This window comes from Fodinicurvata fenggangensis DSM 21160 (assembly GCF_000686045.1).
In the GTDB taxonomy this organism is placed as follows: domain Bacteria; phylum Pseudomonadota; class Alphaproteobacteria; order Kiloniellales; family DSM-21159; genus Fodinicurvata; species Fodinicurvata fenggangensis.
This window is the reverse complement of record NZ_JMLV01000006.1, coordinates 85,965-110,369: the sequence shown is the minus strand read 5'-3', so window position 1 is coordinate 110,369 and position 24,405 is coordinate 85,965. Positions and strand designations below refer to the sequence as shown.

Below are 24,405 nucleotides of genomic sequence, written 5' to 3'. Positions count from 1 at the left end.
CTTGCCTCTCACAGAAAGCTGTCGAGAACCGATGAGGCCAGCAAATTTCTTGTTGTGTACGGCAATTTGCCGTATGTATGGCAAGAAAGGAAGCTATGCCATGACGAGAACAGCGACTGACAACGAAACCGCCCGCTTGGAAGCGCGCTTGCCCCGGCATGTCTATGAGACCATGCAACGGGCCGCCAAGCTGCGCGGCATGACGCTGACCGGCTATCTGGTTGCCACGGCCGGCGAGGAGGCCCGTCGGGAGGTGGAGCAGGCTGACATTTTCCGTCTTGTGCGTGAGGACCAGGTTCGATTTGCCGAGGCACTGATCCACCCGCCGGAGCCCACCGAGCGCCTCAAGAAAGCCGCGCAACGTCATGCCGATCTCATCGCACGCCGGTGACAGCTCGCTTTTCGATCGAGCCCCTGACCAAGGCGCATGACCGGTCCGACTTCGCCTGCGGCAATGATCGGATCGACCACTATTTCCGAAAGACCGTTTCCCAGGACATCAGGCGCAACTACGCCACCTGCTTTGTCGCCTGCGAACTGACGACGCAAAGGGTGGCCGGCTTCTACACCCTGTCATCGAGCAACGTGCCGTTGACGGACGTGCCGGAGACGCTTGCGAAGAAGCTGCCTCGTTACCCGAGCGTCCCGGCCGTCCTGATCGGCTGGCTGGCACGGCATCAGGATTTTGCGGGGCTGGGGTTGGGCGAGGCACTGCTGTTCGATGCAATCCAAACCGTGGCAACATCCTCGATCGGTGCACACGCGGTCTTCGTCAACGCCATCGATGACCACGCCGTAAAATTCTACGAAGCCTTTGGCTTTACGTCGCTCTTGGATCAGCCCCGCACCTTGTATCTGCCACTAGCGGTGGCTTTGCAGGTGATTGGTGAGGAGCGGGCAAAGCGTGGCGATTAACTATTTTGCCCTTGAGGTGAAATACTTAGGAAATCAACAAGAGTGCGCAGCTTCCCAGTAATCTCTCTTTCTTCCTCATCAGATTCCCCAACCAACGCCACTGCCATCCCCGCACGCCGAGCGCCCAGTCCATCTGTCGCCGGGTTATCACCGATGGCGAGGATGTCCCTGGCGGGCAACTGCAGGCGGTCCAGGGCGATGCGGTAGAGCAGGGGCTCGGGCTTGCCGATCACCTGGCAGGTCAGCTTGGGCTGGCAGGCGCGCAGGGCGGCCAGCAGGGCGCCGGTCTCGGCCACCGGCAGGCCGTCGGCGCCCGGGTGCGTGCGGTCGGGATTGGTGACGATCAGCTGGGCGCCCTGGGCGAGTTGGCGGATGATTCGGTTGAGGTCGTCGTAGGTGAAGCCGGGATGACGGGTGAGCACCACATGACTGGGGTTGTCGTCGGTCAGGTGCAGGCCGCGCGTGCGGGCATGGTCGTGCAGGGCCGGGGTGCCGTAGAGCGCCACCGTGACGCCGGGGACGGTGTTGGCCAGGTGGTCCAGGCTGGCGGTGCCGGCCAGGAGGATGCGCTCGGGCGGGATGACCAGGTCCAGGGCGCGCAGGCGTTCGCTGAGCGTTTCCGGCGTGTCGGTGGAATTGTTGCTGAGCAGGTGCAGGCGCGCGCCGGCGTAGTCGACGAAGGCCCGGGCGCCGGGCAGGACGGTCTGCCCGGAGACCAGGCAGCCGTCCAGGTCGCAGAGAAAGGCGCGGTAGCGGTCGAGGTCAACCCTCTCGGCCAGCCTCTGCTCCGGGTGGGGGATATCGGCGTCTCTCACGGATTTCTCGCTCACAGGGCGGCGAGCTCTTCCGGTGCGCGCGCCGCCACGGCCTCCGGATCCTGTAGCGAATAGAGTGGCCCCTCGTAGAGGAACGAGCGCTGATGCACGAGGACCTGGCCGTCCTGGACCCGGACCAGGGCATAGTCTGGCGCCTCGTGGGTGCCCGGGATGTGATCCGCGCGGTCCAGGTCGAAGGCCACCTGGTGGTTCAGCGAACGCAGGACCTGGAAGGGAATGCCCTGCCAGGTGCCCGAGATGGGGCGGTGCAGGTGGCCCATGAAGAGGTGGTCCGGCTTGCGGCCCGTGGTCTCGAACACCGCGTGCAGGTCGGGGCCGTTCACCAGCTTGATACGGTCCATGTGCGGCATGCCGGTGTCGAAGGGCGGATGGTGCTGGAACAGCAGGACGGGCCGGTCGGCCGGCGCGCCGCGCAGGGCCTGGGCCAGGAAATCGCGGCGCCGTTCGCAGAGCACGCCGTGGCCGCCCCGGGTTTCCTCGTCCAGGGTGTCCAGCGTGATGACGGTGGCCGCCGGATAGCTGCGCACCAGCTGCAGGAAGCCGTCGCGGTCGCGCGGGGCCTCGGGGAAGGCTTCTATGAAGTCCGGCCGGCTGTCGTGGTTGCCCAGCAGCAGGATGACCGGCACCTGCAGGCCCGCCAGCGTTTCGGACAGGCTGCGATAGGCCGCGGGTTCGCCGAGATGGGCCAGGTCGCCGGTGATGATGACGAAGTCCAGGTCCGGATGGTCCCGGTTGATGCAGTCGATGGCCGCCTGCAGCCGGGCCTGCGGGTCGAGGCCATAGAGGCGCCCGCCCGGCGGGACGAAATGGGTGTCGGTCAGGATCAGGAAGGTGAGGGCCTGGGTCATGGAAGGCACTCCTTTAAGGGCATTGCGCGCCCTGAGGGAAGGAGGCGGGGGTGCGTCCGCCTGGACGCACCCCCGCCGGGTGTCGGATGGATGGATCAGGAGCCTTCCGGCTCGGGAAGCATCTCGTTCACCTCGTCCACCATCTGCTGCTGCAGGGCTTCCATGTCCTCGACGTCGCCGACCAGGATGGATTCCATGTGGTCTTCAATGGTCTGGGTGATGGCCAGGCCGTTGTCGCCCGGATAGGCGAACCACTCGGACAGCAGGGGCAGCTGCTTGACCGCCGTTTCCTTGTTCGGATTCTCCTCGTAGAAGTCCACCAGGATCTCCTCGTTGGCGGCCTTGTTGGGCGGAATGTAGCCCGTGGTGCGTGCCACGGCGGCCGCACCCTGGCCGGAGGTGATGAACTTCACGAAGGTCCAGGCGGCCTGCAGCACTTCGGGATCCTCGCTGTCGGAGACGAGCATCGCCGCGTTGCCGCCGGCCGGCAGGGCTTCCGGCGGTCCGTCGATACCCTGGAAGGGGGCGGTGCGGAAGGTCCAGTCGCCGGTCTTGTTGCTGTCCACGAAGCCGACGGAGGAGGTGGAGGTGAAATACATGCCGATCTGCCCGGACGAGAAGGACTTGCGAGCGTCGGCGTTGGAGTAGTTCTTCATCTCGCAGCCGTCGAAGATCTTCTCCATGGTCTGCAGGCTCTTCAGGCCGGCCTCGTTGTCGAAGTTGAAGCGGCCGTCCGCGATGGTGGGCTCGCCCTGGCTCCACAGCAGCGACTGCAGGAACCAGTTGCCGGTGATGTTCCAGTACCAGAAGATCGCCTCGTGATCGGTGTTGGCGTTGATCTTCTGGCAGACCTCGACGATACCGTCCCAGGTCTCGGGAATCTCCTCCACGCCGGCTTCGTTCAGGATGTCCATGTTGTAGTAGCCGATGGGCGTGGAGACCGCGAAGGGCAGGCCGTAGACCTCGCCGTCGAAGGTGGAGAGATCCAGCATGGCTTCGTGGTAGCCGTCCTTCTGGAAATCGCTTTCCTGTTCGATGAAGGGTTCCAGCGAGCGGGCGATGCCGCGATCCACCAGGATGGCCTGGCGGTTCAGGCCCTGGAGCGTGACGTCCGGCAGGTCGCCGGAGACGGCCTCGCGCAGGACGGTGTTGGTGCCGTCCTCGTACTGCTCGTAGGTGGTGCGGAAGTTGACGGTGATGTCGGGATGCGCCTCTGTGAAGTCCTGCATGATCTCCTCGAAAGTCGGATCGAAGAGCGAGGAGTAGGCATAGGCGACATCGATCTCGGTCGCCTGGGCGGGGGCCGAGATGCACAGGGCAAGTGCGGCCGTGGACAGTAAGCGTTTCATGGGTCTATCCTTCTTTTCTCAGTGCTGGTCGGGGCGGTTCTCTCGACGTTTCGTGCCGCCCCGTCCGGTGAAGCCCCTCTTGTGGGGCATGGGGTCCGGGCCGCCTGGCAGGGCGGTCCGGGCCCTGTCTCGTTGAGCCTGTATCCGGTTGGTCCTACTTCATGCCGCTCAGCGTGATGCCCTCGATGAAGCGGCGCTGGGCCAGCAGGAAGGCGACGATCAGCGGGGTGACGATGATCGTGGCCGTGGCCATCATCGGGCCATAGGCGTGGTCGGCCATTTCGCCCTTGAACTCGCGCAGGCCCAGCGGCGGGGTGAACAGTTCCTGGCTGCTGGTGATGACGATGCGTGGCCAGAAGTAGTCGTTCCAGTGCGCCACCACCGAGAAGATGGCGAAGGCCAGCAGCGCCGGGACGGCCGCCGGCAGCATGACCCGCCAGACGATGGCGAACTCGCTCATGCCGTCCATGCGCGCGGCGTCGATCAGGTCGTCGGGCACCGTCATGAAGAACTGGCGCATCAGGAAGATGCCGAAGGCCGAGATGGTCCAGGGTATGATGAGTGCGGCGTAGCTGTTGGTCAGCCCCGCCTTGGCCAGGCCGATATAGAGCGGCAGGGCGATGGCGTGGACCGGGATCAACAGGCAGACAATGACCGCGCCGAAGACCAGGCTACGCCCCCGGAACCTGAGCTTGGCCAGCGCATAGGCACAGGGCAGGGCCACCACCACCTGGATGATGAAGATCGAGACGGTGACGATGACGCCGTTCAGCAGATAGCGCAGCAGCGGCGCCTTCTCGAAGGCCTGGGTGTAGTTGTAGACGACGGGCCGCTGCCGGCAGTCCTCCTCTGCGTTGCCCTGGCGCACGCAGTCCCCGTCGACCATCATTTCCTGCTGGCCGAGGAAGCCGCCGCGGTTGGTCTCGATCTCCTGCGGTGCCTTCAGCGAGGTGGAGACCATCAGGTAGAAGGGCAGCAGCACCACCAGGGCGCCCAGGATCAGGACGACGTGCTTGATGGTTTCCCCGGTAGAGAAACGGTAAGTGGTCATGAATAGTGGACCCTTCGTTCGACGAGGTGACGCTGGATGAGAGTCATCAGCAGGACGAAGCCCAGGAAGACCATGGTGATTGCCGCCCCGATGCCGATCAGGTTCTGCTGGATCGCCTTTTCGTAGATGGCGTACATCATGACGTAGGTGCTCTTCATGGGGCCACCGCTGGTCAGCGCCTCCACCTGGTCGAAGACCTGGAACGAGCGGATCGAGGTGATGGTCACCACGAAGACCGTGGTCGGCCCCAGCTTGGGCCAGGTCACCAGGCGGAACCGCTCCCAGCCCGACTTGGCGCCGTCCATCTCGGCGGCGTGGTAGAGCTCGCGCGGGATGCCGGTCAGCCCGGCCAGGTAGAGCACCATGTTGAAGCCGAAGGCCTGCCAGATGCCGATGAAGCAGAGCGTCCAGATGGCGTAGTCGCGGTCGCCCAGCCACAGCGGGAAGCCGTCGGCGCAGCCCTGGCCGTACCAGCTGGCGGCGGGGTCGCCACCGAGCCAGGCGCCGGTCAGCAGGCCGCGCAGCCAGCCGATGTCGCAGCCGGCCGCCAGGGTCGAATTGACGATACCGAGCGTGGGGTGCAGGGCGAATTCCCAGACGATGGCCATGGCCAGCAGGGCCGCCATCACCGGCAGGAAATAGATGGTCTTGTAGAAATCGCCGCCGACGCGCAGCGACGAGATCAGCAGCGCCGCGCCGAGCCCCAGGCCCACCGAGGCCGGGACCACCACGAAGACGTAGGTCAGGGTGGCCACGAACATCGAGCGGTAGGCCGAGCGCGAGAGCAGGTGCTCGTAGTTCTGCACCCCGACCCAGTCGAAGCCGGCGCGGCCCAGGCTGTAGTCGGTGAAGGACAGGACGCCCGCCATCAGGATGGGCACGATCAGGATCACCAGCATCAGGACGATGGCCGGCAGGGTGAACAGGACGCCGGTGCGCGCGCGGCTGGCCTCGGGCGTGTCGGCGCGGACGGCCGGGCGCGCCAGCCGCGGTAACCGGGGCAGCAGGGAGGGGGCCTTCAGGCTGGCGTCAGACATGGGCGGCCCGCCTTTCCTCGCCCAGGTCGGGGGCGATCCCCTGCTCGGGTTTGATCCCCGACGCGGGTGTGGTTTGCGGCGTCCGGTCCAGCAGGCGTGTCTCCACGGCCTTGCCGTCATTGTCGAAGGCCAGGGCGCGGTCCCGGCGGAAGCTCAGGTGCACGGACTGACCCACGGCCAGCTGCGGCAGCAGGGCCGCGTCGGCGCGCAGGGTGGCCGGCGCGTCGCAGCCCTGCAGGCGCAGCTGGACATAGAGTTCCGGACCCAGGTTCTCCAGGTGCAGGATCTCGCCCGTGAAGTCCGCCGGTTCGCGGGACAGGTGGAGGCCTTCCGGGCGGACGCCGAGCTGGCTGGCCCGGACCTCCGCCCCGCGCACCGCCATCCGCGTTTCCGTGCCCAGGCAGGCGATGCTGCCGTCGGCGGCGGTCGCGGCGGGCAGGATGTTGATCTTGGGCGAGCCGATGAACTCCGCCACGCGGATGTCGGCCGGGCGCTCGTAGACCTCGCTGGGGGCGCCGACCTGAAGCAGTTCGCCGTCCAGCATGACGGCGATGCGGTCGGACATGGTCATGGCCTCGACCTGGTCGTGGGTGACATAGATGAAGGTGGCGCCGAGCCAGCGGTGCAGCTGGGCGATTTCGGCGCGCATGTGCACCCTGAGCTTGGCGTCCAGGTTGGACAGCGGCTCGTCCAGCAGGAAGGCCGCCGGCTCGCGCACCAGGGCGCGGCCCACGGCGACGCGCTGGCGCTGGCCGCCGGAAAGCTGCCCCGGCTTGCGGCCAAGCAGGTGGGTAATGTCCAGCATTTCGGCGGCGCGCGCGACCTGGGCGTGGATGGCGCGGCGCCGGCCGCGCGCGCCGGGCAGGAAGGGGCCGATGACGGGCAGGCGCTGCAGGGCGTTCAGCTGGCGCATGTTCAGCGGCACGGCGATGTTCTCGCCGACGCTGAGATGCGGATAGAGCGCATAGGACTGAAAGACCATGGAGAGATTGCGATCGGCGGCGCGCACGCCGTCCACCCGCTGCTCGTCGATCTCGAACCGGCCGCTGTCCTGGGTTTCCAGGCCGGCGATGATGCGCAGCAGGGTGGATTTGCCGCAGCCCGAGGGGCCGACCAGGGAAACGAACTCGCCGTCGGCGATGTCCAGGCTGACCCCGGTCAAGACCCGGGTCTCGCCGAAGGATTTGCGGATATCCTTGAGGTGCAGTCGCGCCATGCTCTTCCGATCTCCTTGAAGTTTCGGGGACCCTAAAGCACAGGCTTGACAGCTCTATTACAGATATAGGTAAAACCTTCAGGCCAAGGTGCCTTTCACTTCACCCGCCGGGATTGCGTCCATCATGGCCCTGACATCCGCGCGCATCCGCGCCCTGAACGCCGTATACGAGACCGGCAGTTTCTCCGCTGCCGCCAAGCGGCTGGAGATCTCGCAGCCCTCGGCGGCGCAGCTGGTGCGCGACCTGGAACGGGACTTTGCGGTGCAGCTGTTCGACCGCCGGGGCAACGGCCTGAACCCCACCGCGCTGTGCCAGCGGCTCTATGCCGTGACCGCCGGCATGCAGGAGCGCGAGAGCGAGGCGACCCGCATCCTGATGCAGCATCGCGAACTGAAGGAGGGGCAGCTGCGCATCGGCCTGGGCAACTCGATGCCCGGGATGACCTATATCGGCGCCTTCCAGCGGGCCTATCCGGGGGTGCAGGTGCAGGTCGAGATGGGCAGCTGGAGTCGCATCCTGAACGCCGTGGTGGACCAGCGCGTGGATGTTGCCATCCTGCCGGACGTGCCCGACGACGGCCGCTTCCGCCGCCAGGTCTGCCTGAACCAGGGAGTCGTGGCGCTGGTGCATCCCAATCATGCACTGGCGCGCCGCCAGGCGGTGTCCTGCCGCGAGCTGGCCAACCACCACCTGATCTTCCGCAGCGCCGGCTCGTCCACCCAGCGCGTGGTGGACAAGGCCTTTCGCAGCGTCGATCTCACCCCGCGACCGGCCATGATCCTGGACACCCGCGACGGCGTCTTCGAGGCCGTGGCCAACAACCTGGGCATCGGCTTCATGTGGGAGCACGGCTCCAGCCGCCAGGACCAGATCCGCAAGCTGAGCGTCCTGGAAATGGCCGACAAGCGCCCGGAATACGTCTTCGCCCTGCAGAACCGCTCCAGCGTGATGGTCAACCTGTTCTTCGACGTGCTGAAGATCAGCTGAGCGGATAAGACGTGACGTGAGCGCCGTCCCGTGCCCCGCCATGTCCCGAGAATTGTCACGAAATCCGCCCGGCTCTTGGGTCCGGAAGGTGTTGTTCGCGTTCCCGGAGGGGCCATCTGTCTAGGGGACTTGCGAAGGCGCCGGCCTTTCCGCCCGCTGATTCCGGGCGGGGCCGGCCGCCCCTGAAGACCAACGCGGAGACGAACCAATGGCACAGTCGCGCAACGACGGCGGCGCGCAAGAGGCCGCCCTCTATCGCATGGTCATGGAGGATCATGTCTGCCCCTTCGGGCTGAAGGCCAAGGACCTGCTGGAACGCGAAGGCTATTCCGTCGAGGACCACTGGCTGACCACGCGCGAAGAGACGGACGCCTTTCAGGACAAGCATGACGTGGAGACCACGCCCCAGGTCTTCATCGACGGCGCGCGTGTCGGCGGCTATGACGAACTGCGCGTGCACCTGGGCAAGGACAGCGCAGAGGAAGCGGAGGACGAGACCAGTTATAAGCCGATCATCGCGCTGTTCTCCCTTGGCCTGCTGATGGCGCTGGCCGTCAGCCACCTGTCACCCGAGGCGATTATCTCGCTGCGCACGCTGGAGCTGTTCATCGCCATCTCCATGTGCCTGCTGGGCCTGCAGAAGCTGCAGGACGTGGAAAGCTTCAGCACGATGTTCCTGAACTACGACCTGCTGGCCCAGCGACAGGTGCGCTATGCCTATTTCTATCCCTTTGCCGAGACCGCGGCCGGTGTGCTGATGATCGCGGGCGTCCTCATCTGGATCGCGGCGCCGCTGGCGCTCTTCATCGGGGCCGTTGGGGCCGCCTCGGTCTTCAAGGCGGTCTATATCGACAAGCGCGAACTGAAATGCGCCTGTGTCGGCGGCAGCAGCAAGGTGCCGCTGGGCTTCATCTCGCTGACCGAGAACCTGATGATGGTGCTGATGGCGATCTGGATGCCGATCCGGATGTTCGTGCTGGGCTGACGGACGTCTTGCCCGTCAGGATCCCTGCTTCCCCTCGGCCAGGATCATCTCGGCATCTCGTGGAATCGATAGGTGTAGCCACCAGTCTTCAAACTTTTTTCACGGAGCTATTTGCGTCCCATATCTCCTGCCATGCAGCAAATTCGGAAGGCCTGATCCGATAGCGCGCATAGTTTCCGTCATGCAATGCCAGAAGTTCATTTTCAGCCATTTCGCGGAATCGCTCCTGCTCGGCCACTTCCACATTCTCCCTGGCAAACGTGTTTATGTGAGCGAGCGCAGCTTTCCGCCCCATGCCTTCCTTAACGATTTCGCCAACGATTGTTCGAAGGGCGTCTCGATAGTGCATACGGAAAGAATCGGGTTCGCCCAGCGATTGCCGGACGGCCGCATACCGGGCGGCAGAGCGCTCATAAGCCCAGATGAACACGTCCTTCAAAAGCGAGATACGGTTCAACTCGTACACGGCAAGCATGGCATCCGTATAGATGTCGCGGGGCACATCGATGAATGACAATGGTGTAAGGTTGTTCTTGATAAGCGGAATATTGGCCGCGAGTCGCGAGACCCGCTTGTTCACATCGTCAAAGGGCTGAAGGTAGGGCAATTGTACCATGAAGAAGAAAGCCTGTTCGAAGGGGTTTTCGATAGCTGAAGTGGTTGCAAGCAGCGTATCGAAACATTCTTCGATGAGGTGCGGGACTTCGAGTGGATAGAAGGTCGAACGCTCAATTCCAACAGCCATATGACGTAGCCGTCCTGTGGCCGTCTGGTCTGGTAAGAGGTTGTTGGCAAGCATCGCATGAAGGTTGAGAATCGTATGGCGATTGAATTCGATCTCGTTGGCCCCGTTGACCAAAAATTCGATGGCGTCCTTGTGATTGAGGATCATCTGGGCTTCCAGGCGGTCACGTCCTTCGGCCTCTTCGCCAAATTCAAGTAGGCGCCTGGTATCGAGCAATGAGTAGGTGTTGCCTTCCAGACGGCTGGAGTTCCAGGATAGGTCAATCAGAAGCCGGTTGAGAATTTGCTTGGCATATGTCCCGGCCGGTTGCCCGGAGACGGTTGGTTTGCCGACTTTGGCCAAGTGTGCTCGCTCGTTTTCTGACAAATAGAAACTTAGATTGGGGCGGTAGGTATCGAGAAACTCTCGTCTATAGCCAACGGGGTTTCTCACTTCGGGGGGCTGATGGAGATGCTCCCGCGTTGTGCGGCTTTCTTTCGAGAGGGGTACGGTATACGCGCCTCCGGCTTCCGCGTGGGTAGCAATCATCTCAATCTGTTGTTCCACGGCCGGAGGTTGGTATTTCGTCCAACGCCGCTCGCCTCTGCTAACAAGCCGCCCGTCTTTCACAAGGCGCTGCAATCGGTATTGAAGAGTTCGCCGGGGCAGGTGCGTCTGCAAGGCCTTAGCGATCTCCTGCGCTGTGACCCCCTCGGGATGGCGCCTTACTATGTCTTCTATCGCTTTCAACTCCTTTTCAGGAATCAGCCTTGCCACTTGGAACCTCTTTTAGCATCGTTTCTATGCGCAATTAAATTTATCCAAGCGCAATAATAAAGTCTATGCGCAATATTTATTGCGCATAGATGGGTTTTATTGCGCAAGGAACTCTATGCGCAATAACTGGCACGATTGGTTCCTGGGTGATCAATATCCCAATACCCTCAGCCCTTCCCCTCGGCCAGGATCATCTCCGCCGCCTTCTCGGCGATCATCATGGTGGGCGAATTGGTGTTGCCCGAGGTGATGGTCGGCATCACCGAGGCGTCGACGACACGCAGGCCTTTCACGCCGCGCACCTTCAGTTCCGCATCCAGCACCGCCTGAGGGTCGTTGTCCGGGCCCATCTTCGCGGTGCCCACGGGGTGGAAGATGGTGGTGCCGATGTCGCCGGCCGCCCTGGCAAGCTCTTCGTCCGAGGTCAGTTCCGCCCCCGGCTTGATCTCCTGCGGCTGGAATTCCGCCAGGGGCGGGGCCGCCGCCAGCTGTCGGGCCAGGCGCAGGGCCTTCACCGCAACCTGTCGGTCCTGTTCGGTGGAGAGGTAGTTGGGGCGGATCACCGGCTTGTCCCGGGGGTCGGCGGAGCCGGCGTGGATGCTGCCGCGGCTGGTCGGGTTCAGGTTGCACACACTGGCCGTGAAGGCCGGGAAGCGGTGCAGGGCATCGCCGAACTTGTCCAGCGATAGCGGCTGGATGTGGAACTCCAGGTCCGGCGTTTCCAGCTCGGGCGACGAGCGGGTGAAGATGCCCAGCTGCGAGGGCGCCATGGTCAGCGGGCCGCGCCGGCGCAGCAGGTAGTCCAGGCCCATCAGCGCACGCTTCCAGGGGCGGTGATAGTCCTCGTTCAGGGTGCGCACGCCGGAAACCCGGAAGACGGGCCGGAGCTGCAGGTGATCCTGAAGGTTCTCGCCCACGCCTGGCGCCCCCTGGATGGTGTCGATCCCGAGGGAGGCCAGGTACTCGGGGTTACCGATGCCCGAGAGCTCGAGCAGCTGCGGCGAGCAGACGGAACCCGCCGACAGCAGGACCTCGCCCGCCGCCTGGGCGGTCCAGCGCTTGCCGCCACGCGAGAAGGTGACGCCCGTGGCCCGGCGCTCGGCGTCGATCTCGATGCGCTCGACTTGCGCCTCGGTGACCAGCTGCAGGTTGGGGCGCTTGAGCACGGGTTTGAGGAAGCCGCGGGCCGCGCTCCAGCGCCGGCCGCGCTTCTGGTTCACCTGGAAATAGCTGGCGCCCTCGTTGTTGCCGCTGTTGAAATCCTCGACCCTGGGGATGCCCAGAGCCTCGGCTGCGTCCTGGACGCGGTCCAGGATCTGCCAGCGCATGCGGGGGTAGTCCACGTGCCACTCGCCGCCCGCGCGATGGTGGTCGTTCATGGGGCGGACGTGGTCCTCCATCTTCAGAAAATACGGCAGCACGTCGTCCCAGCCCCAGCCGGGCAGGCCCTGCTGGCGCCAGCCGTCATAGTCCTGCGCCTGGCCGCGCATGTAGATCATGGCGTTGATGGCGGAACAGCCGCCGATCACCTTGCCGCGGGGATAGGCCAGGCTGCGCCCGTTGAGCCCGGGATCCTCCTGGGTGCGGAACATCCAGTCGGCGCGCGGGTTGCCGATGGCGAAGAGGTAGCCCACTGGGATGTGGAACCAGATCCAGTCGTCCTGCCCGCCGGCCTCCAGCAGCAGGACGCGCTTGTCCGGGTCGGCCGAGAGCCGGTTGGCCAGCACGCAGCCGGCCGAGCCGGCGCCGATGATGACGTAGTCGAAATTGCCGAAGCTTTCGGGCTGGTGCTCCACGGGGCTCCCCTCCAGACGTTGTTCGCCTTGTCGTTCCTGTGCGGCCAGTGGCCTGGCGCACAGCAGCCTATCACAGCTGCCTGTCGGGGAAATCCGTCACGCGGCTTTAGGGCACGATCACCAGCAGCAGGAAACGGAAAGATGAAGAGAGCAGTTGTTGTACCCCCATTGAGGTAGTGTGCAGGTAAGACCTGGCAAAAACGCAAGCCAACAGGCTCTAGCGTATTACGGGTATGAACGACAAGTCCCGGCACCTGTCGGGCGCCCTCCCTTTCGGAGACTCGCGTCAGGCGTGCTGCTGGCGTACAATGCATGTCTGGGAACAGGAAGTTCCAACCCGGAAGATCGCCGATCTGTCGCGTGACTTCCATTTAGGAGGTGTGGGGCATGGGAATATCAACGGACCTCTCCACGGTAAAAAGCGAGCGCGTACGACGCGTCTATGACTACTGGAACGGCCTGCGCGGGGCGCGCTTCGCCCCCACCCGGGCCGAGATCGATCCCGCGGAGTTGTGCGACCTCTTGCCCTGGATCGTCCTAGTGGACATAGAGCCCCGGCCCTTTCGCGTGCGCTATCGCCTGGTGGGAACCCAGGTGGTCGAGGTCAGCGGCTTCGACTTTACCGGCCGCTACCTGGACGAACTGGAATTCGTCTCGCTGGAAGGTGAGTTCGAGAACAGCTATCAGAGAGTCTGGCGTGAAAAGGTGCCGGCCTATGTACGGCCCTTCTGGCCCTTCGATTCCGAAATGAAGACCCGCTATGACCTGGGGATCTTCCCCCTGTCCGATGACAAGCAGACGGTTACACGGGCCCTGGCCATAGAGGGTTACGAGGAAATCGAGAAAAACCCACGGGTCCAGCAGCGGAATTACGGTTGGCAGCAGCGCCGCGCGATCCTCTGACTGTGGTTTTCCGCGCGCGAGACAGCCGTCTGCTGGCTTCAGGTATGACTGGAACCTGGGAGATGGACAATGTTCAGGGACCGTGAAGAGGCGGGGACACGCCTGGCCGAGGCACTGCAGGACCTGCAGGGGCAGGATGTGGTGGTCTTGGCCCTGCCACGCGGTGGGGTGCCCGTGGCTGCGGTTATCGCCGCGGCGCTGAAGGCGCCCCTGGGGGTGCTGATGGTGCGCAAGATCGGCGTGCCGAGACAGCCGGAACTGGCCGTTGCGGCCCTGGTGGATGCCGCCGGGGAGCAAGACTTTGGGGAACAATCCGGAGACGAGGCTGCGAATTTGCAATTGCTGCGCAACGAGGCCCTGATCCGCCAGCTGGGAATTCCTGAAGCGCATATCGAGGCGGAAGCCACGCGTGCGGGAGAGGAAATTGCCCGGCGACGCGCCCTGTACGGCGGGCAGGGCTGGCGCGGCCGACTGGAAGGACGGCAGGTGATCCTGGTGGATGACGGTGTGGCCACCGGCCTGACGGCCATGGCCGCATTGCAGGCCCTGCGTGTGCGGAAGCCGGCACGGCTGGTCCTGGCCGTACCCGTCGCGGCGCCGGATGTGGCCGCCGAGCTGGCACGGCTGGTGGATCGCACGGTGATCCTGGAACAGCCCCAGGACCTGGGTGCGGTCAGCCTGTGGTATCGGCGCTTCGACCAGGTCGATGACGAGACTGTGGGCCGCCTGCTGCAGGCAGCCGACCGGCGTCTGAGCGGCGACGATACAGCAGGCTGACAGGAAAAGTGGGCGGGGCTTAACCTGCGTCAATGCCAGTCCGTCCGGTGCCTCTATAACCGGGGCAAATGCTGAAGCACAGGTTAATGGAAAACACTGCGGATCGGTTGCCCGTCCTGTCGCATCAACAGCAGCCACCCCTATAGCCCAGAGAGGAGACGCCGGGATGAAAAGCCGGACGGATACCGCCTTATCCTTTCCACCCTATCCCTGCATGCCGGAGCCGCGCGTCGGACCTGTCGGACGATGCAACGTTTCCGCAGTTTCGTCAGGCACGTGACCTGATGGAAGCCGGCCTGCCCGATACGGAAATTGCCGCGCGCCTGGATATTGCCGAGGCCCGGATTTCAGCGCTGCGGCGCTATTACGGCCTGCATCGCAACTGAAGATCGACAGGTCCAATCGAAAGCAGACAGAAAGGGATGACAGTCAAGATGAAAAAGAACACGACGACCTCCGGCACCGAAACGGAGAATCCAGCCGAGGCGATGGCCGCCATGAACGGCCAGGTGACAGAGGCCATGATGAGCGCCACGGACAACTGCCTGAAGAACATGGCCATCTGGCAGAGAGAGGTGGCCGATTTCACGGCCCGGCGCATGAAGACGAACAGCACGCTGCTGCGCTCTCTGCCAGGCTGCGCAAACTGGGATGATGTCGTGTCCCTGCAGCAGGGTTGGATGAGAACAGCGGGTGAGGACTACATTGACGAGACTGGACGGCTAATGAGTTTGAGCCAGCGCCTGATGGATGGCCTCTATGCCGCGACAGTCCGGGACGCAGACCGTACAAGCAAGTCGCGCAGCGTTCAGGATGCAGACCAAGACAGCAAGTCGTCAGGGGAATAGGTCGAGCTTTCTGGCATGCAAGGCAGGAATGGGCGGACTGCAGAGGTTGGTGTTGGACGTTTCCAGGGGGCGCTCAGCCGTAAGAGGGCTGAGCGCTGAACCTGGCTAACGCCCTGCATCGCAGTTCCGTCCTTCCTTGCCATCATGTCCAGCGCCTGAACTGACATTGGATAGCAGAACAAAACACGAGCGGGTCGTCGTTCGTACCGGCCCCAACCCCAGGGAGACTGACAATGAGCATGTTGAAAGTGATCGAGGTTCTGGCGGAATCCGAAAAGAGCTGGGAGGACGCGGCGCAGAAGGCCGTAACCCAGGCCAGCGAGAGCGTGCGCGGTATTCGGTCCATCTACATCAAGGAGCTTGAGGCGACTGTCGAGGATAACCGGATCAGCCGCTACCGCATCAATGCCAAGCTGTCCTTCTCACTAGAGGAAGAGTGATATCCCAATGGAGGTGTTCGAGACCACTCGGCAGACCACCGGTCACTGGTTGAAGCTTGTCATGGAAGAACTGGGTACCGAGGACCGGCATCGGGCCTATCTGGCCCTGCGCGCAACGCTGCATGCCTTGCGCGATCGACTTAGCCCGCAATCCACGGCGGCCCTGTCCGCACAGCTGCCGATGCTGGTTCGCGGCTTCTATTACGAAGGCTGGAATCCCGAGGGCAAGCCGGAGCTTCACAGGACCAGGGCAGAATTCCTGGAGCCTGTGCGCAAAGCCTTTGCAAATGATGATTCGGTTGATCCGGAAGAGGTCGCCCAGGCCGTCTTCCGCGTTCTGAGCCAGCAGATCAGCCCGGGTGAGATCAGCAGACTGGTGCGTCAGTTTCCCGAAGACCTGCGCACACTCTGGCCTCAGGAGAAGAGGGATGCCGCTGCCGTTTATACGGCTCCCTCCAGAAAACCGGGGCCGGCCGGGAAGCCAGGAAGTGAGAAGCGCGCTGGCTGACGCAGTTAAGCTTGGGTGAACCCTGACCAGGGGCAAGGCCCGAGGACGCTGTTGCGCGACTTCAGTTGTGCAGGGCCATGCGGCGGCGAACCGCCTTTTCGACCTCCAGTACCACCAGAATGCCGATCCCGCAGGCAATCACAAGCAGGCCGTCGTGAAAGTCGACGGGACGTGTGTCGAAGATCGTCTGCATGAAGGGGGCATAGGTGAAAAGCAGCTGTAGCAGGAAGATTCCGGCCACCGACAGCAGGACCGCGGGCGTGCCCATCAGGCCTTGCAGGCTGAAGGAGGTGCGGTGCAGGAAGCGGATGGAGAAGAGGTAGAAGATCTCCATGACCACCAGGGTGTTGATGGCCAGCGTGCGCGCCTCCTCAACAGCGGCACCGCGCTGGATGGCCAGTTCGAACATGCCGAAGATGCCCAGAAGAAACAGCAGCGAGACGAAGAGCACGCGCCAGGCCAGGAAACCCGAGAGGATCGGTTCGGAGGCAGGCCGCGGCGGGCGCTTCATCACGTCGGGTTCCGTCGGTTCGAAGGCAAGTGCCAGCGCCAGGCCGATGGAACTGACCATGTTGACCCAGAGAATCTGAAGGGGCGTGACCGGCATTGTGGCGCCGGTCAGGATGGCGATGACGATACCCAGGGATTCCCCGCCGTTGACCGGCAACAGGAAGGCAATGGCCTTCTTCAGGTTGTCATAGACCGTGCGGCCTTCACGCACGGCATGAGCGATGGAGGCGAAGTTGTCGTCGGCCAGGACCATGGCGGCCGCTTCACGGGCGGCTTCGGTGCCCTTCTTGCCCATGGCGATGCCGACGTCGGCGCGCTTCAGGGCCGGAGCGTCGTTGGCGCCGTCGCCGGTCATGGCGACGATGCGGCCCTGGGCCTGCAGTGCCTCGACCAGCCGCAGTTTGTTCTCGGGTGTCGTGCGGGCGAAGACATCGCTCTCTTCCAGGACCTGCTCAAGCTCTTCTTCCGGCAACTGGTCCAGGTCCCGCCCGGTCACGATCTTCTGAGTGTTGGGCAGGCCAAACTGTTCGGCGATCGCCCGAGCGGTGGCCGGATGGTCGCCGGTGATCATCTTGACGCTGATGCCCGCTTCGCGGCACTCGGCTACAGCCTTCAGGGCCTCGTCGCGCGGTGGATCGATCAGGCCGGTCAGGCCAAGGAAGACCAGGCCCTGTTCCAGGTCGGCTTCATCCAGGCTGTTGCTGCCGGTGCTTGGGGTCATGCGGGCCATGGCAATGACACGTTGGCCGGCCGTGGCCATTTCGTGCGCCCTGTCATGCCATACCGCAGGGTCGAAGGCTTCCTCTTGCCCATCCTGCAGCTGGGTGCGGCACATCTCCAGGATGCGCTCGGGCGCGCCTTTTACATAGACCACCGGCTGGCCGTTGTCGGCCCTGTGCAGGGTTGCCATGTAACGCCGGCCCGAATCGAAGGGGATGTAGTCCAGGCGCGGATGGCGGCCGCGTTCCTGTCCATAGTCCAAGCCCGCCTTGGCCGCGGCCACGAGCAGGGCGCCTTCCATGGGGTCGCCGCCGATGTTCCAGCCCTCATCTGCTTCGTGCAGGTCGGAATCGCTGCACAGCAGGCCGGCGCGCAGGGCCTCCAGGCTGGCGTCGTGATCCGTGGCCTGCACTTCCTGGCCATTGCGATGGAAGGCTCCGTCCGGTTCATAACCCGTGCCCGAGATCTCCAGACGGTGGTCCGCCGTTTCAAGCGTGCGCAGGGTCATCTCGTTTCGGGTGAGGGTGCCGGTCTTGTCCGAGCAGATGACGGAGAGCGCGCCCAGGGTCTCGACGGCAGGCAGGTGGCGAATGATGGCATTGCGCCTGGCCATGCGCTGAACGCCTATGGCCAGCGTGATGGTCAGGACCGTGGGCAGTCCCTCGGGAATGGCGGCCACGGTCAGGCTGACCACTGAAATGAAGATGGTGGCCAGCTCGTAGTCGCGCAGGAAATAGCCGTAAAGGAAAACCAGACCGGACAGCGACAGGATCAGGAAGGTCAGCAGGTGTGCAAACCGCGCCATCTGCCGCAGCAGGGGTGTGGTCAGGCTCTGTACCTCGGACAGCAGTCGGCCGATGCGCCCGATCTCGCTGTCCGCGCCCGTGGCCACGACGACACCGGTGCCCTGGCCGGCGGTGACCAGCGTGCTGGCGTAGCCCATGGAGCTTCGCTCGGCGAGCGGACAGTCGGCGTCCACCGGGGCGCTGTCCTTCGATACAGGTGTTGATTCCCCCGTCAGCGCGGCTTCCTGCACCTGCAGGTTCTTCACCTCCAGCAGGCGCAGGTCGGCGGGGATACGCGCGCCGCTTTCCAGCAGGACGATGTCGCCCGGCACCAGCTCCGCGGCGGGCAGGGACCGGCGCTGTCCATCGCGGATGACGGAGGCCTTTGGAGCCAGCATATCGCTGATCGCGCTCAGGGCCTTCTCGGCCTTGTTCTCCTGCAAGAAGCCGATGACGACATTCAGCAGGACCACAGCCAGGATGACCTGGGTATCCAGCCAGTGCCCCATGGCCGCGGTGATGCCGGCTGCGGCCAGCAGGACATAGATAAGGGTGTTGTTGAACTGTCGCAGCAGGCGCTGGAGCGTCGTGGTGCCCGGCTGGCTTTCCAGGCGGTTGGGCCCGTGGCGGTCCAGGCGCGCGGCGGCCTCCTGCGTGTCCAATCCCTGTGTCCGGCTGTCCAGCTGTTGCAGGACGGCTTCGCCGGGCAGCTGGTGCCAAGTGCTGTCACTGTTGGCATTGTTGGCCGGTGGTCGACTGGTTTCCGCCATTCCCCGCTCCCTCACGCATTGCGGCAGCAGTCTACAGGCTTTGCCAGCAGATGTTAGGGCTCACTTTGTCACGGGAGTCTATCCCGAAAGCGTAATTGAAATGCATTGTAATGCATTGTTCAGCACACGAATTGTATGCTTCAACCAGATGTCACGAATAGGCTTCGCGGCATCCATTGGGAGCGCCGTGATGACCGTTGTTACCTGGCAAGCCGGCTGTTCCTCATGCCACTTGCGTGACTTTGGGCTTTGTCAGGCCGTACAGAGCCCTCAGGAGATTGCCTGTCTGCAATCGGTGCGACAGCCAGCCCGTTTCTACCCGACGGGCGCCACCGTCTTTTCCCAGGGCAGCCATGCTGTTCCCCTCTACAACATACTGAGCGGCTGGCTTTTTTCCTATCAACTGCTGCACGACGGGCGCCGGCAGATTCTGCAGTTCCTGCTGCCCGGCGATGTGGCCGGCCTGGATGATGACGGCCGCGAGGGCGTGAGCCATGGCCTGGAAACCCTTTGTGAGAGCGTACTTTGTGCTGTTCCCCGCGATGTGTTCCGACGGCTGAGCGATTGCTGCCCTGCGGTGGCTGAGCGTTCGCGCCAGATGATGGTGCGTGACATGAACCTGCTTTATGAACATGTGGCCAGTCTGGGGCGTCGCACGGCACGTGAGCGTGTTGCCTATCTGCTGCTTGAACTCGCAGTGCGCAGTTGCCGTTCGACACGCCTGATCAACGGTATGAGCCTTGGGATGCCGCTCACTCAGCCGATCCTGGCAGATGCTCTGGGTCTGACGGCTATTCACGTCAACCGTGTGCTGCGTGAACTGCGTGAGCAGGGCATTCTGGAGCTGTCCCGCAAGCGCCTGACGATCCTGGATATCGAGCGCCTGACACGTCTGGTCGCTTCGTCAGAAGGCTTGCTGGACCTCTGGTCCGGTAGGCCTGCCAGGGCGCCCAGCCTTGCATCCGAAGAGGGTAACGTGGCGGCACAGGGAAGCAGGCGATGAATCTCGACCGGCTCTTAACATGGAGCAACGAATGGCTGCGTGCGGCTGGCTAGCGTGGGGTGTCATGCAACGGTTCAAGGGAACCGCAACAAGGGAATGGAAATGATGTCGATTGGAAGCCTAATACCGCATCGTCGTTGGGAAGCCAGCCGTGAAGGCCGAGAAGGCCGCGGCTTCGAACCATCAGCCTTCTGGCGCGACATGGAGCGCATGTTCGATGATTTTCTCTCGCGCAGCAATTTTTCGGGCGGTGAAGAGGAGTCCGCGGCGCCGCGGGCCCTGATGCCGCCCATGGACGTGCGCGAGGAAGATGATGCCTACGAGATCCTGGCTGACATGCCGGGTGTAAATGCCAAGGAGCTGGAGGTTTCGCTCAGCAATGGCATGCTGCATATCGTTGGTCGACCGAAACCCAAAGAAACGAAGGAAGAGAAGAACGGCCAGATACTCAGATACGAGCGCAGTCATGGTTGGTTCGAACGTAGCTTTACCTTGCCGCCCGAAGTTGATGCCGAGAAGATCAAGGCCGAGCTGAAGGACGGGGTGCTGCACCTGAGCCTGCCCAAGAGCGAGAAAGCGCGCAAGGAAGCGCGCCAGATTCCCATCAATGCATCCTGACCCAATGGAGCGATCATGTCGGACAAGCTCTGGATCGTCGTAGCCGATGGCGCTTCGGCTCGTATCATGCGCCCGCGCTTGAGGGGGGAGGGTTTTGTCATTATCCATCGCATGAACGGACAGCGGGCACGCAAGCATTCCGCGGAACTCGGTGATCAGCCGCCGGGACGCAGCTACGAGAGTGCTTCGGTCCTGCGTCATGCCGTGGAGCCACGTTCGGATCCGCAGCAGAAGGAAAAGGAACGCTTCGTGCGCCGCCTGGCCGACAGGCTGAACCGCGCGGCAAAGGACAAAGCCTTCGATGCCCTGACTTTGGTCGCCCCCTCGGGCGTGTCACGGCAACTGCAGGACCAATTCGAAAGCAGCTGTCGCGCGCGTCTGAAGGAAGTGCGCGCGAAGGACCTGGTCTGGGTTCCGGACAGCGAGCTCTTCAGCCATCTGGGTGATTTGAAGGGACTGCCCCGCAAGAAACGCCTTGCGCGTCGTCACAGTCCGGGCCAGGCAGTGGAAAGCCTGTAACCGGGCATTCCATTGCGCTGTTGCAGAAGGCTATTGCAGGTTTTCGAAGAAGGCCTGCAGGTCCTCTTCCTGTTGGCTGTCGAAGAAGAAGGGCGGCAGGCTGGCATGCACCGGGCCGGCACCAGCCTGAACCGTGGTAAGATAGTCCAGGCTCATGCGGCTGTTGTTCGCCATTTCCTCGGCACTGATGGGGGCGTCCTGGGGGCGACCCCAGCTGTCCTCGATCTCGTGGCAGGAGCCACAGCGTTGCTGGAACAGCGTGCGTCCCCGTTCGGCATCGCCGTAGACCGATTGGGACTGGGCCCTGGCAACAGGTGCATCCACCTGGAGCATGAGGCCGGCGATTGCGGTGAGCGCAGCCAGGAAGGCGCCAAGGCAGAGGCCGTGCCGGATCATTTTCTTGCATCCCGTAATCTGCCGTCTTCGCCGAATGGCGTTTTTGGCATCTCCGATCATCATGCACCCCCCGTCACGCTTGTCGAGGGTGCGTAAGAAGTAACCCGGAGGCAGAGGTCTGGCTATATCGGTTGGATCAATGTCTCGGCCAGCAGTTCCTGGAATATCTGCTGGAGATCGTTTTCCAGTCGTGACGCTTCGACATCGGGAAAGGCGGTCCGGAAGGTTTCCACAGCCTCGTCCAGGCTGATGGGAACGGCCAGCAGGCCCCAGAGACTGGCGCCCATGGGGTTCAGTCTGTGGATGGCGCCCGTAGCCTGATGGCTGAGGAAGAGGTTTCCGTCCAGGCGCTGGGCCTTGACGCCCGCCGTCTGGACATAGGGGTGCCCACGCGGAATTTCGGGCAGGCGGATGGCCAAGCCCTCCCCCTGTTCCTCCTTTTGTGCGGTCAGGGTGGGGCGGTGGATGGGGTCCGACCCCGGGCCGGAAGCGGCCGTGACCCTGGCCACGCGGCTGCCGGCGGCCACTGCCTGGTCCTGGCTGAAGTGGGCCTGCAGGCAGGCGCTCGCCTCCTTCAGGTCGGCATAACGAAGGCTGTAGGTCGGCAGGCTTTCGGCCAGCTTGCGACAGCGCTCCAGGACATCGTCGCTCGAGGCGTCCCGGGCCAGGTATTGGGCGGCCAGATGGTGCAGGCCTTCGCTGTCCGGCAGCCTTTCCAGGCGGCATTCGCCTGAATTTCTGCGATCCAGAAGCACGATGGCCGTGAGCGGCGCCTGTTCTCCATGGCGCGCCAGGTTCGAAAGCGCCGGCGAGAGATAGAGATAGTCATCATCGCGGGCGCCACTGTTGTGCCGGATGAAGTCATGGAGATCGTTGCTGATCGCTGCCGGCAGGGGCCGGCGCAGTCGCGGGGCAAAACCATAGGCGGTTCCCCGATCATGGGCATCGAGGGCGATCAGGTCGTCGCCGTAAAGCCGGACTCCATCCAGCAGCAGTTGTGCCGACAAGGCGCTCTTGCCGGCCCGCTTCTCGGCCGGGAACAGGACGAGACCCTGTCCGAAAAGTGCTGCGGCGCCATGCAGGCCGAGCAGGCCGGGGTTGTCGACCAGGTGGCTTTCGATCAGGTCGACGGCCAGGGTGCAGACCGCTCCCACAAGGGTGTCGGATAACCAGGGGGTCTCGCGCCAGGGCACGCCGATTCCATACGCGCCGTCCAGCTTGTGCATGACCACGGCCGGTTCCTGCCCGGCCGCTTTCATCTCGGCTTCCGGCTGTTCCCGGAAAAACCAGCTTGGAGCGATTTCCCGCAGGGTCAGCGGGATTTCGGGGCAATCCACGAAAACCACTGGCCGCTGCATGTCCTGGAACAGGACTGTTTGCCTGGGCATGGCTTATCCCCTGCCTGCAAGCATCAGGTTTTCGACCACAGCTGTCGGCTCAGCTGCTGCCAAGCCGGATCCAGACTTCCCAGGGCAGGCGCTCACGATAGTGCCGACCATGGGCGTAACTGCCACGGCTTTGGCGACTTCGGCGGCTGCGATGATCGTGGTAATGATAGTGGCGGCTGCCACGACTGCCGCGGCTGCCGTAACCGTGTCGCGAGCGGCTGCCCGGTGAGGCCTGGGCCGAACTGAGGGTCAGCAGGCTGGGGGCCATGTAGGCAGCACCTGCTGTCAGGCCCAGCCTGGCGAGCATCCTGCGGCGTTCCTGGTCCGGGTTGTCCGTCCTGTCCGTCATTGTCTCTCCCCTATCTTCCGCCGTTGTTTACATACGACTATGTTTCGTTCCTTTCGTGGAGCAAAGAGCCTGCGGACGTCTTTCAGGCTGCTGACACGGATAGGACACAGACTGTGGTTTTCGGGGGGCAAAAGAAGACGCCCGCCCCGAATGTCGGAGCGGGCGAGGGGATCAGCAGAGAGTGCTGAGAACGGGTGTGCTTCGGACAGGGGATCAAGCGGCCTTGCGGCGGCTTTCGCTCTGTTCCAGCTCGCGGCCCAGGAAACGGGCGAGTTCGTCCATGCCGGACAGGCCTGCCTGTTCTTCGGCGCGGGTGTTGTAGTTGGTGTTGGTGTTGACGTCGTAGGTGAAGATCTCGCCTGCTTCGTTGCGAATGAACTCGATGCCGGAGACCTCGATTCCATTGGCGGCAAAGAAGGCCGCATAGCGGTCCAGGATCGGATCGTGGAAGCCTTCGATGATCCGGAACTTCTCCTGGGCAGCGCCGCTTTCCGCTTCACCAGCGGGGCAGAAGCCGAAATCCTGGCTGTCGCCATCGTCCGGCGGGATTTCGCAGACGTCGGCCGGGCAGAGGTCGAAGCCCTTGCTGGTGTCCACGCGCACGGCATAGAAGAAGCGACCGCCGATGAATTCGCAGCGCGTGATCGCCGGCTCTGCCGACCGGATGTACTGCTGGACCAGCCAGGTGCCGTCCAGGGGCGCTTCCGTGGCGGGGTCATCCAGGATGGTGGCCAGTTCGTCCAGGGACTGCACCAGCTGAACGCCGGCCCCGGTGCCACCGCGGTTGGGCTTCAGGATAAAGGGTGTTTCACCCAACTGGCGCGCCGCACGCAGCGTCGCTTCGCGGCCGACGGCGCCCAGGGTGCGTGGTGTGCGGATCCCTGCGGCCTCGAGCGCGGCGTATTGGGCCAGCTTGCTGACCTCCAGGTTCAGCGCGCGGCTGTTGTTGATCACACGGCGGCCATGCGCCTCAAGCCAGGGCAGTACGCTGGCCGTGAATTCCGGTGCAAAACGGTTGCCACGCGTGTGCGCCGAGGCACTCATGCGGCTGTAAAAGATGCCTTCGGGCGGTGTGCCGGTGGGGTCGAAGCCCTCGGCGGCAAAGCGATCCTCGGCCATATGCCAGGAGGCATAGGGCAGGTTGCGCGCTTCCAGCGCGGCAATCAGAGGATCGGTCCAGGCATCGTTTTCGTGGATCACGTGGATCTTAGACATTTCACTGTTCCATAGTGTGATTATGGGAATATCGACATATTCCACGTGAGGAATAGGGTACACTGACGCCGGCTTCAAGGAAATAACAAAATAGCTTGTGAGAATGCTCCCAAGTAGGCCATTATTAACATTTA

At 63.5% G+C, this 24,405-nt stretch carries 25 protein-coding genes; 12 read left to right on the top strand and 13 right to left on the bottom strand.

The features are described 5' to 3' along the window. Window positions 1–100: 100 nt before the first annotated feature. Both BP38_RS0110240 and BP38_RS0110235 read left to right on the top strand, forming a co-directional pair. Window positions 101–391, top strand: a complete 291-nt coding sequence (locus BP38_RS0110240; protein ID WP_026987646.1) for a type II toxin-antitoxin system TacA family antitoxin — start codon at window positions 101–103, stop codon at window positions 389–391. Beyond that, complete coding sequence (locus BP38_RS0110235; protein WP_026987645.1) at window positions 388–915, top strand: GNAT family N-acetyltransferase; 528 nt, start codon at window positions 388–390, stop codon at window positions 913–915. The genes BP38_RS0110240 and BP38_RS0110235 overlap by 4 nt, the downstream gene beginning before the upstream one ends. Here the strand turns inward: BP38_RS0110235 and BP38_RS20125 are convergent. The 6 genes from BP38_RS20125 to BP38_RS20120 all read right to left on the bottom strand — a co-directional run bounded on the left by BP38_RS20125 (window position 912) and on the right by BP38_RS20120 (window position 7,252). Next, window positions 912–1,745, bottom strand: a complete 834-nt coding sequence (locus tag BP38_RS20125) for an HAD-IIA family hydrolase (protein WP_211250290.1) — start codon at window positions 1,743–1,745, stop codon at window positions 912–914. The genes BP38_RS0110235 and BP38_RS20125 overlap by 4 nt on opposite strands. Further along, window positions 1,742–2,599 (bottom strand): phosphodiesterase, encoded by an 858-nt coding sequence (locus tag BP38_RS0110225; RefSeq protein ID WP_026987644.1) that lies wholly within the window; start codon window positions 2,597–2,599, stop codon window positions 1,742–1,744. Before BP38_RS0110225 ends, BP38_RS20125 begins: the two co-directional genes overlap by 4 nt. Before the next feature lie 95 nt (window positions 2,600–2,694). Then, window positions 2,695–3,948, bottom strand: coding sequence for an ABC transporter substrate-binding protein (locus tag BP38_RS0110220; protein WP_026987643.1), 1,254 nt, complete (start codon window positions 3,946–3,948; stop codon window positions 2,695–2,697). Window positions 3,949–4,102: 154 nt separating this feature from the next. Further along, window positions 4,103–4,999, bottom strand: a complete 897-nt coding sequence (locus BP38_RS0110215; RefSeq protein ID WP_026987642.1) for a carbohydrate ABC transporter permease — start codon at window positions 4,997–4,999, stop codon at window positions 4,103–4,105. Then, window positions 4,996–6,036 carry a carbohydrate ABC transporter permease gene (locus BP38_RS0110210; RefSeq protein WP_081816592.1) on the bottom strand — a complete coding sequence of 347 codons (1,041 nt, stop codon included), beginning with the start codon at window positions 6,034–6,036 and terminating at the stop codon, window positions 4,996–4,998. The genes BP38_RS0110215 and BP38_RS0110210 overlap by 4 nt, the downstream gene beginning before the upstream one ends. After that, window positions 6,029–7,252 carry an ABC transporter ATP-binding protein gene (locus BP38_RS20120; RefSeq protein ID WP_081816591.1) on the bottom strand — a complete coding sequence of 408 codons (1,224 nt, stop codon included), beginning with the start codon at window positions 7,250–7,252 and terminating at the stop codon, window positions 6,029–6,031. The genes BP38_RS0110210 and BP38_RS20120 overlap by 8 nt, the downstream gene beginning before the upstream one ends. 124 nt (window positions 7,253–7,376) lie before the next feature. Here BP38_RS20120 and BP38_RS0110200 point away from each other — a divergent pair, with 124 nt between their 5' ends. Both BP38_RS0110200 and BP38_RS0110195 read left to right on the top strand, forming a co-directional pair. Continuing rightward, window positions 7,377–8,240, top strand: a complete 864-nt coding sequence (locus BP38_RS0110200) for a LysR family transcriptional regulator (protein ID WP_026987640.1) — start codon at window positions 7,377–7,379, stop codon at window positions 8,238–8,240. 208 nt (window positions 8,241–8,448) lie between these two features. Then, complete coding sequence (locus tag BP38_RS0110195; protein WP_026987639.1) at window positions 8,449–9,225, top strand: glutaredoxin family protein; 777 nt, start codon at window positions 8,449–8,451, stop codon at window positions 9,223–9,225. An 88-nt stretch (window positions 9,226–9,313) separates the two neighbouring features. Here the strand turns inward: BP38_RS0110195 and BP38_RS20115 are convergent, their stop codons facing one another. Then, window positions 9,314–10,726, bottom strand: coding sequence for a Fic family protein (locus BP38_RS20115; RefSeq protein WP_035724634.1), 1,413 nt, complete (start codon window positions 10,724–10,726; stop codon window positions 9,314–9,316). A 167-nt stretch (window positions 10,727–10,893) separates the two neighbouring features. After that, on the bottom strand, window positions 10,894–12,522 hold the full coding sequence (locus BP38_RS0110185) for a GMC family oxidoreductase (RefSeq protein WP_026987638.1): 1,629 nt from the start codon (window positions 12,520–12,522) through the stop codon (window positions 10,894–10,896). Window positions 12,523–12,909: 387 nt separating this feature from the next. Here BP38_RS0110185 and BP38_RS21785 point away from each other — a divergent pair, with 387 nt between their 5' ends. From BP38_RS21785 to BP38_RS20105, 5 genes are all read left to right on the top strand, one after another. Next, entirely contained in the window at window positions 12,910–13,425 is a 516-nt protein-coding gene (locus BP38_RS21785; RefSeq protein WP_026987637.1) for a PAS domain-containing protein, read from the top strand. 69 nt (window positions 13,426–13,494) lie between these two features. After that, a complete protein-coding gene (locus BP38_RS0110175; protein ID WP_026987636.1) occupies window positions 13,495–14,202 on the top strand; it encodes a phosphoribosyltransferase in 708 nt (235 codons plus the stop codon). A gap of 434 nt (window positions 14,203–14,636) precedes the next feature. Further along, entirely contained in the window at window positions 14,637–15,050 is a 414-nt protein-coding gene (locus BP38_RS0110165; protein WP_162175150.1) for a phasin family protein, read from the top strand. Window positions 15,051–15,283: 233 nt separating this feature from the next. Further along, the gene (locus BP38_RS0110160; protein ID WP_026987634.1) at window positions 15,284–15,490 is read left to right on the top strand and encodes a dodecin family protein; all 207 of its coding nucleotides are present in this window, start codon (window positions 15,284–15,286) and stop codon (window positions 15,488–15,490) included. Between the two features lie 7 nt (window positions 15,491–15,497). After that, window positions 15,498–15,998, top strand: a complete 501-nt coding sequence (locus BP38_RS20105) for a DUF2267 domain-containing protein (protein ID WP_081816590.1) — start codon at window positions 15,498–15,500, stop codon at window positions 15,996–15,998. Between the two features lie 61 nt (window positions 15,999–16,059). Here the strand turns inward: BP38_RS20105 and BP38_RS0110150 are convergent, their stop codons facing one another. After that, window positions 16,060–18,783 carry a cation-transporting P-type ATPase gene (locus BP38_RS0110150; RefSeq protein WP_026987633.1) on the bottom strand — a complete coding sequence of 908 codons (2,724 nt, stop codon included), beginning with the start codon at window positions 18,781–18,783 and terminating at the stop codon, window positions 16,060–16,062. A 190-nt stretch (window positions 18,784–18,973) separates the two neighbouring features. On the opposite strand from BP38_RS0110150, the gene BP38_RS20100 reads away from it, so the two are divergent. From BP38_RS20100 to BP38_RS20090, 3 genes are all read left to right on the top strand, one after another. Next, window positions 18,974–19,786: a Crp/Fnr family transcriptional regulator gene (locus tag BP38_RS20100; RefSeq protein WP_162175149.1), complete on the top strand. Its 813-nt coding sequence runs from the start codon at window positions 18,974–18,976 to the stop codon at window positions 19,784–19,786. A gap of 102 nt (window positions 19,787–19,888) precedes the next feature. Further along, complete coding sequence (locus BP38_RS20095; protein ID WP_162175148.1) at window positions 19,889–20,404, top strand: Hsp20/alpha crystallin family protein; 516 nt, start codon at window positions 19,889–19,891, stop codon at window positions 20,402–20,404. Between the two features lie 15 nt (window positions 20,405–20,419). Next, entirely contained in the window at window positions 20,420–20,923 is a 504-nt protein-coding gene (locus BP38_RS20090; protein ID WP_035724632.1) for a host attachment protein, read from the top strand. Window positions 20,924–20,953: 30 nt separating this feature from the next. Here BP38_RS20090 and BP38_RS0110130 read toward each other — a convergent pair whose 3' ends face one another. The 4 genes from BP38_RS0110130 to BP38_RS0110115 form a co-directional block, all read right to left on the bottom strand. Further along, window positions 20,954–21,319, bottom strand: coding sequence for a c-type cytochrome (locus BP38_RS0110130; RefSeq protein ID WP_026987632.1), 366 nt, complete (start codon window positions 21,317–21,319; stop codon window positions 20,954–20,956). A gap of 122 nt (window positions 21,320–21,441) precedes the next feature. Further along, the gene (locus BP38_RS20085) at window positions 21,442–22,707 is read right to left on the bottom strand and encodes a PqqD family protein (RefSeq protein ID WP_035724629.1); all 1,266 of its coding nucleotides are present in this window, start codon (window positions 22,705–22,707) and stop codon (window positions 21,442–21,444) included. A 49-nt stretch (window positions 22,708–22,756) separates the two neighbouring features. Next, window positions 22,757–23,056, bottom strand: coding sequence for a hypothetical protein (locus BP38_RS20080; protein ID WP_155992354.1), 300 nt, complete (start codon window positions 23,054–23,056; stop codon window positions 22,757–22,759). A gap of 213 nt (window positions 23,057–23,269) precedes the next feature. Next, on the bottom strand, window positions 23,270–24,271 hold the full coding sequence (locus BP38_RS0110115; protein WP_026987631.1) for an ATP-grasp domain-containing protein: 1,002 nt from the start codon (window positions 24,269–24,271) through the stop codon (window positions 23,270–23,272). Between the last annotated feature and the right edge of the window lie 134 nt (window positions 24,272–24,405).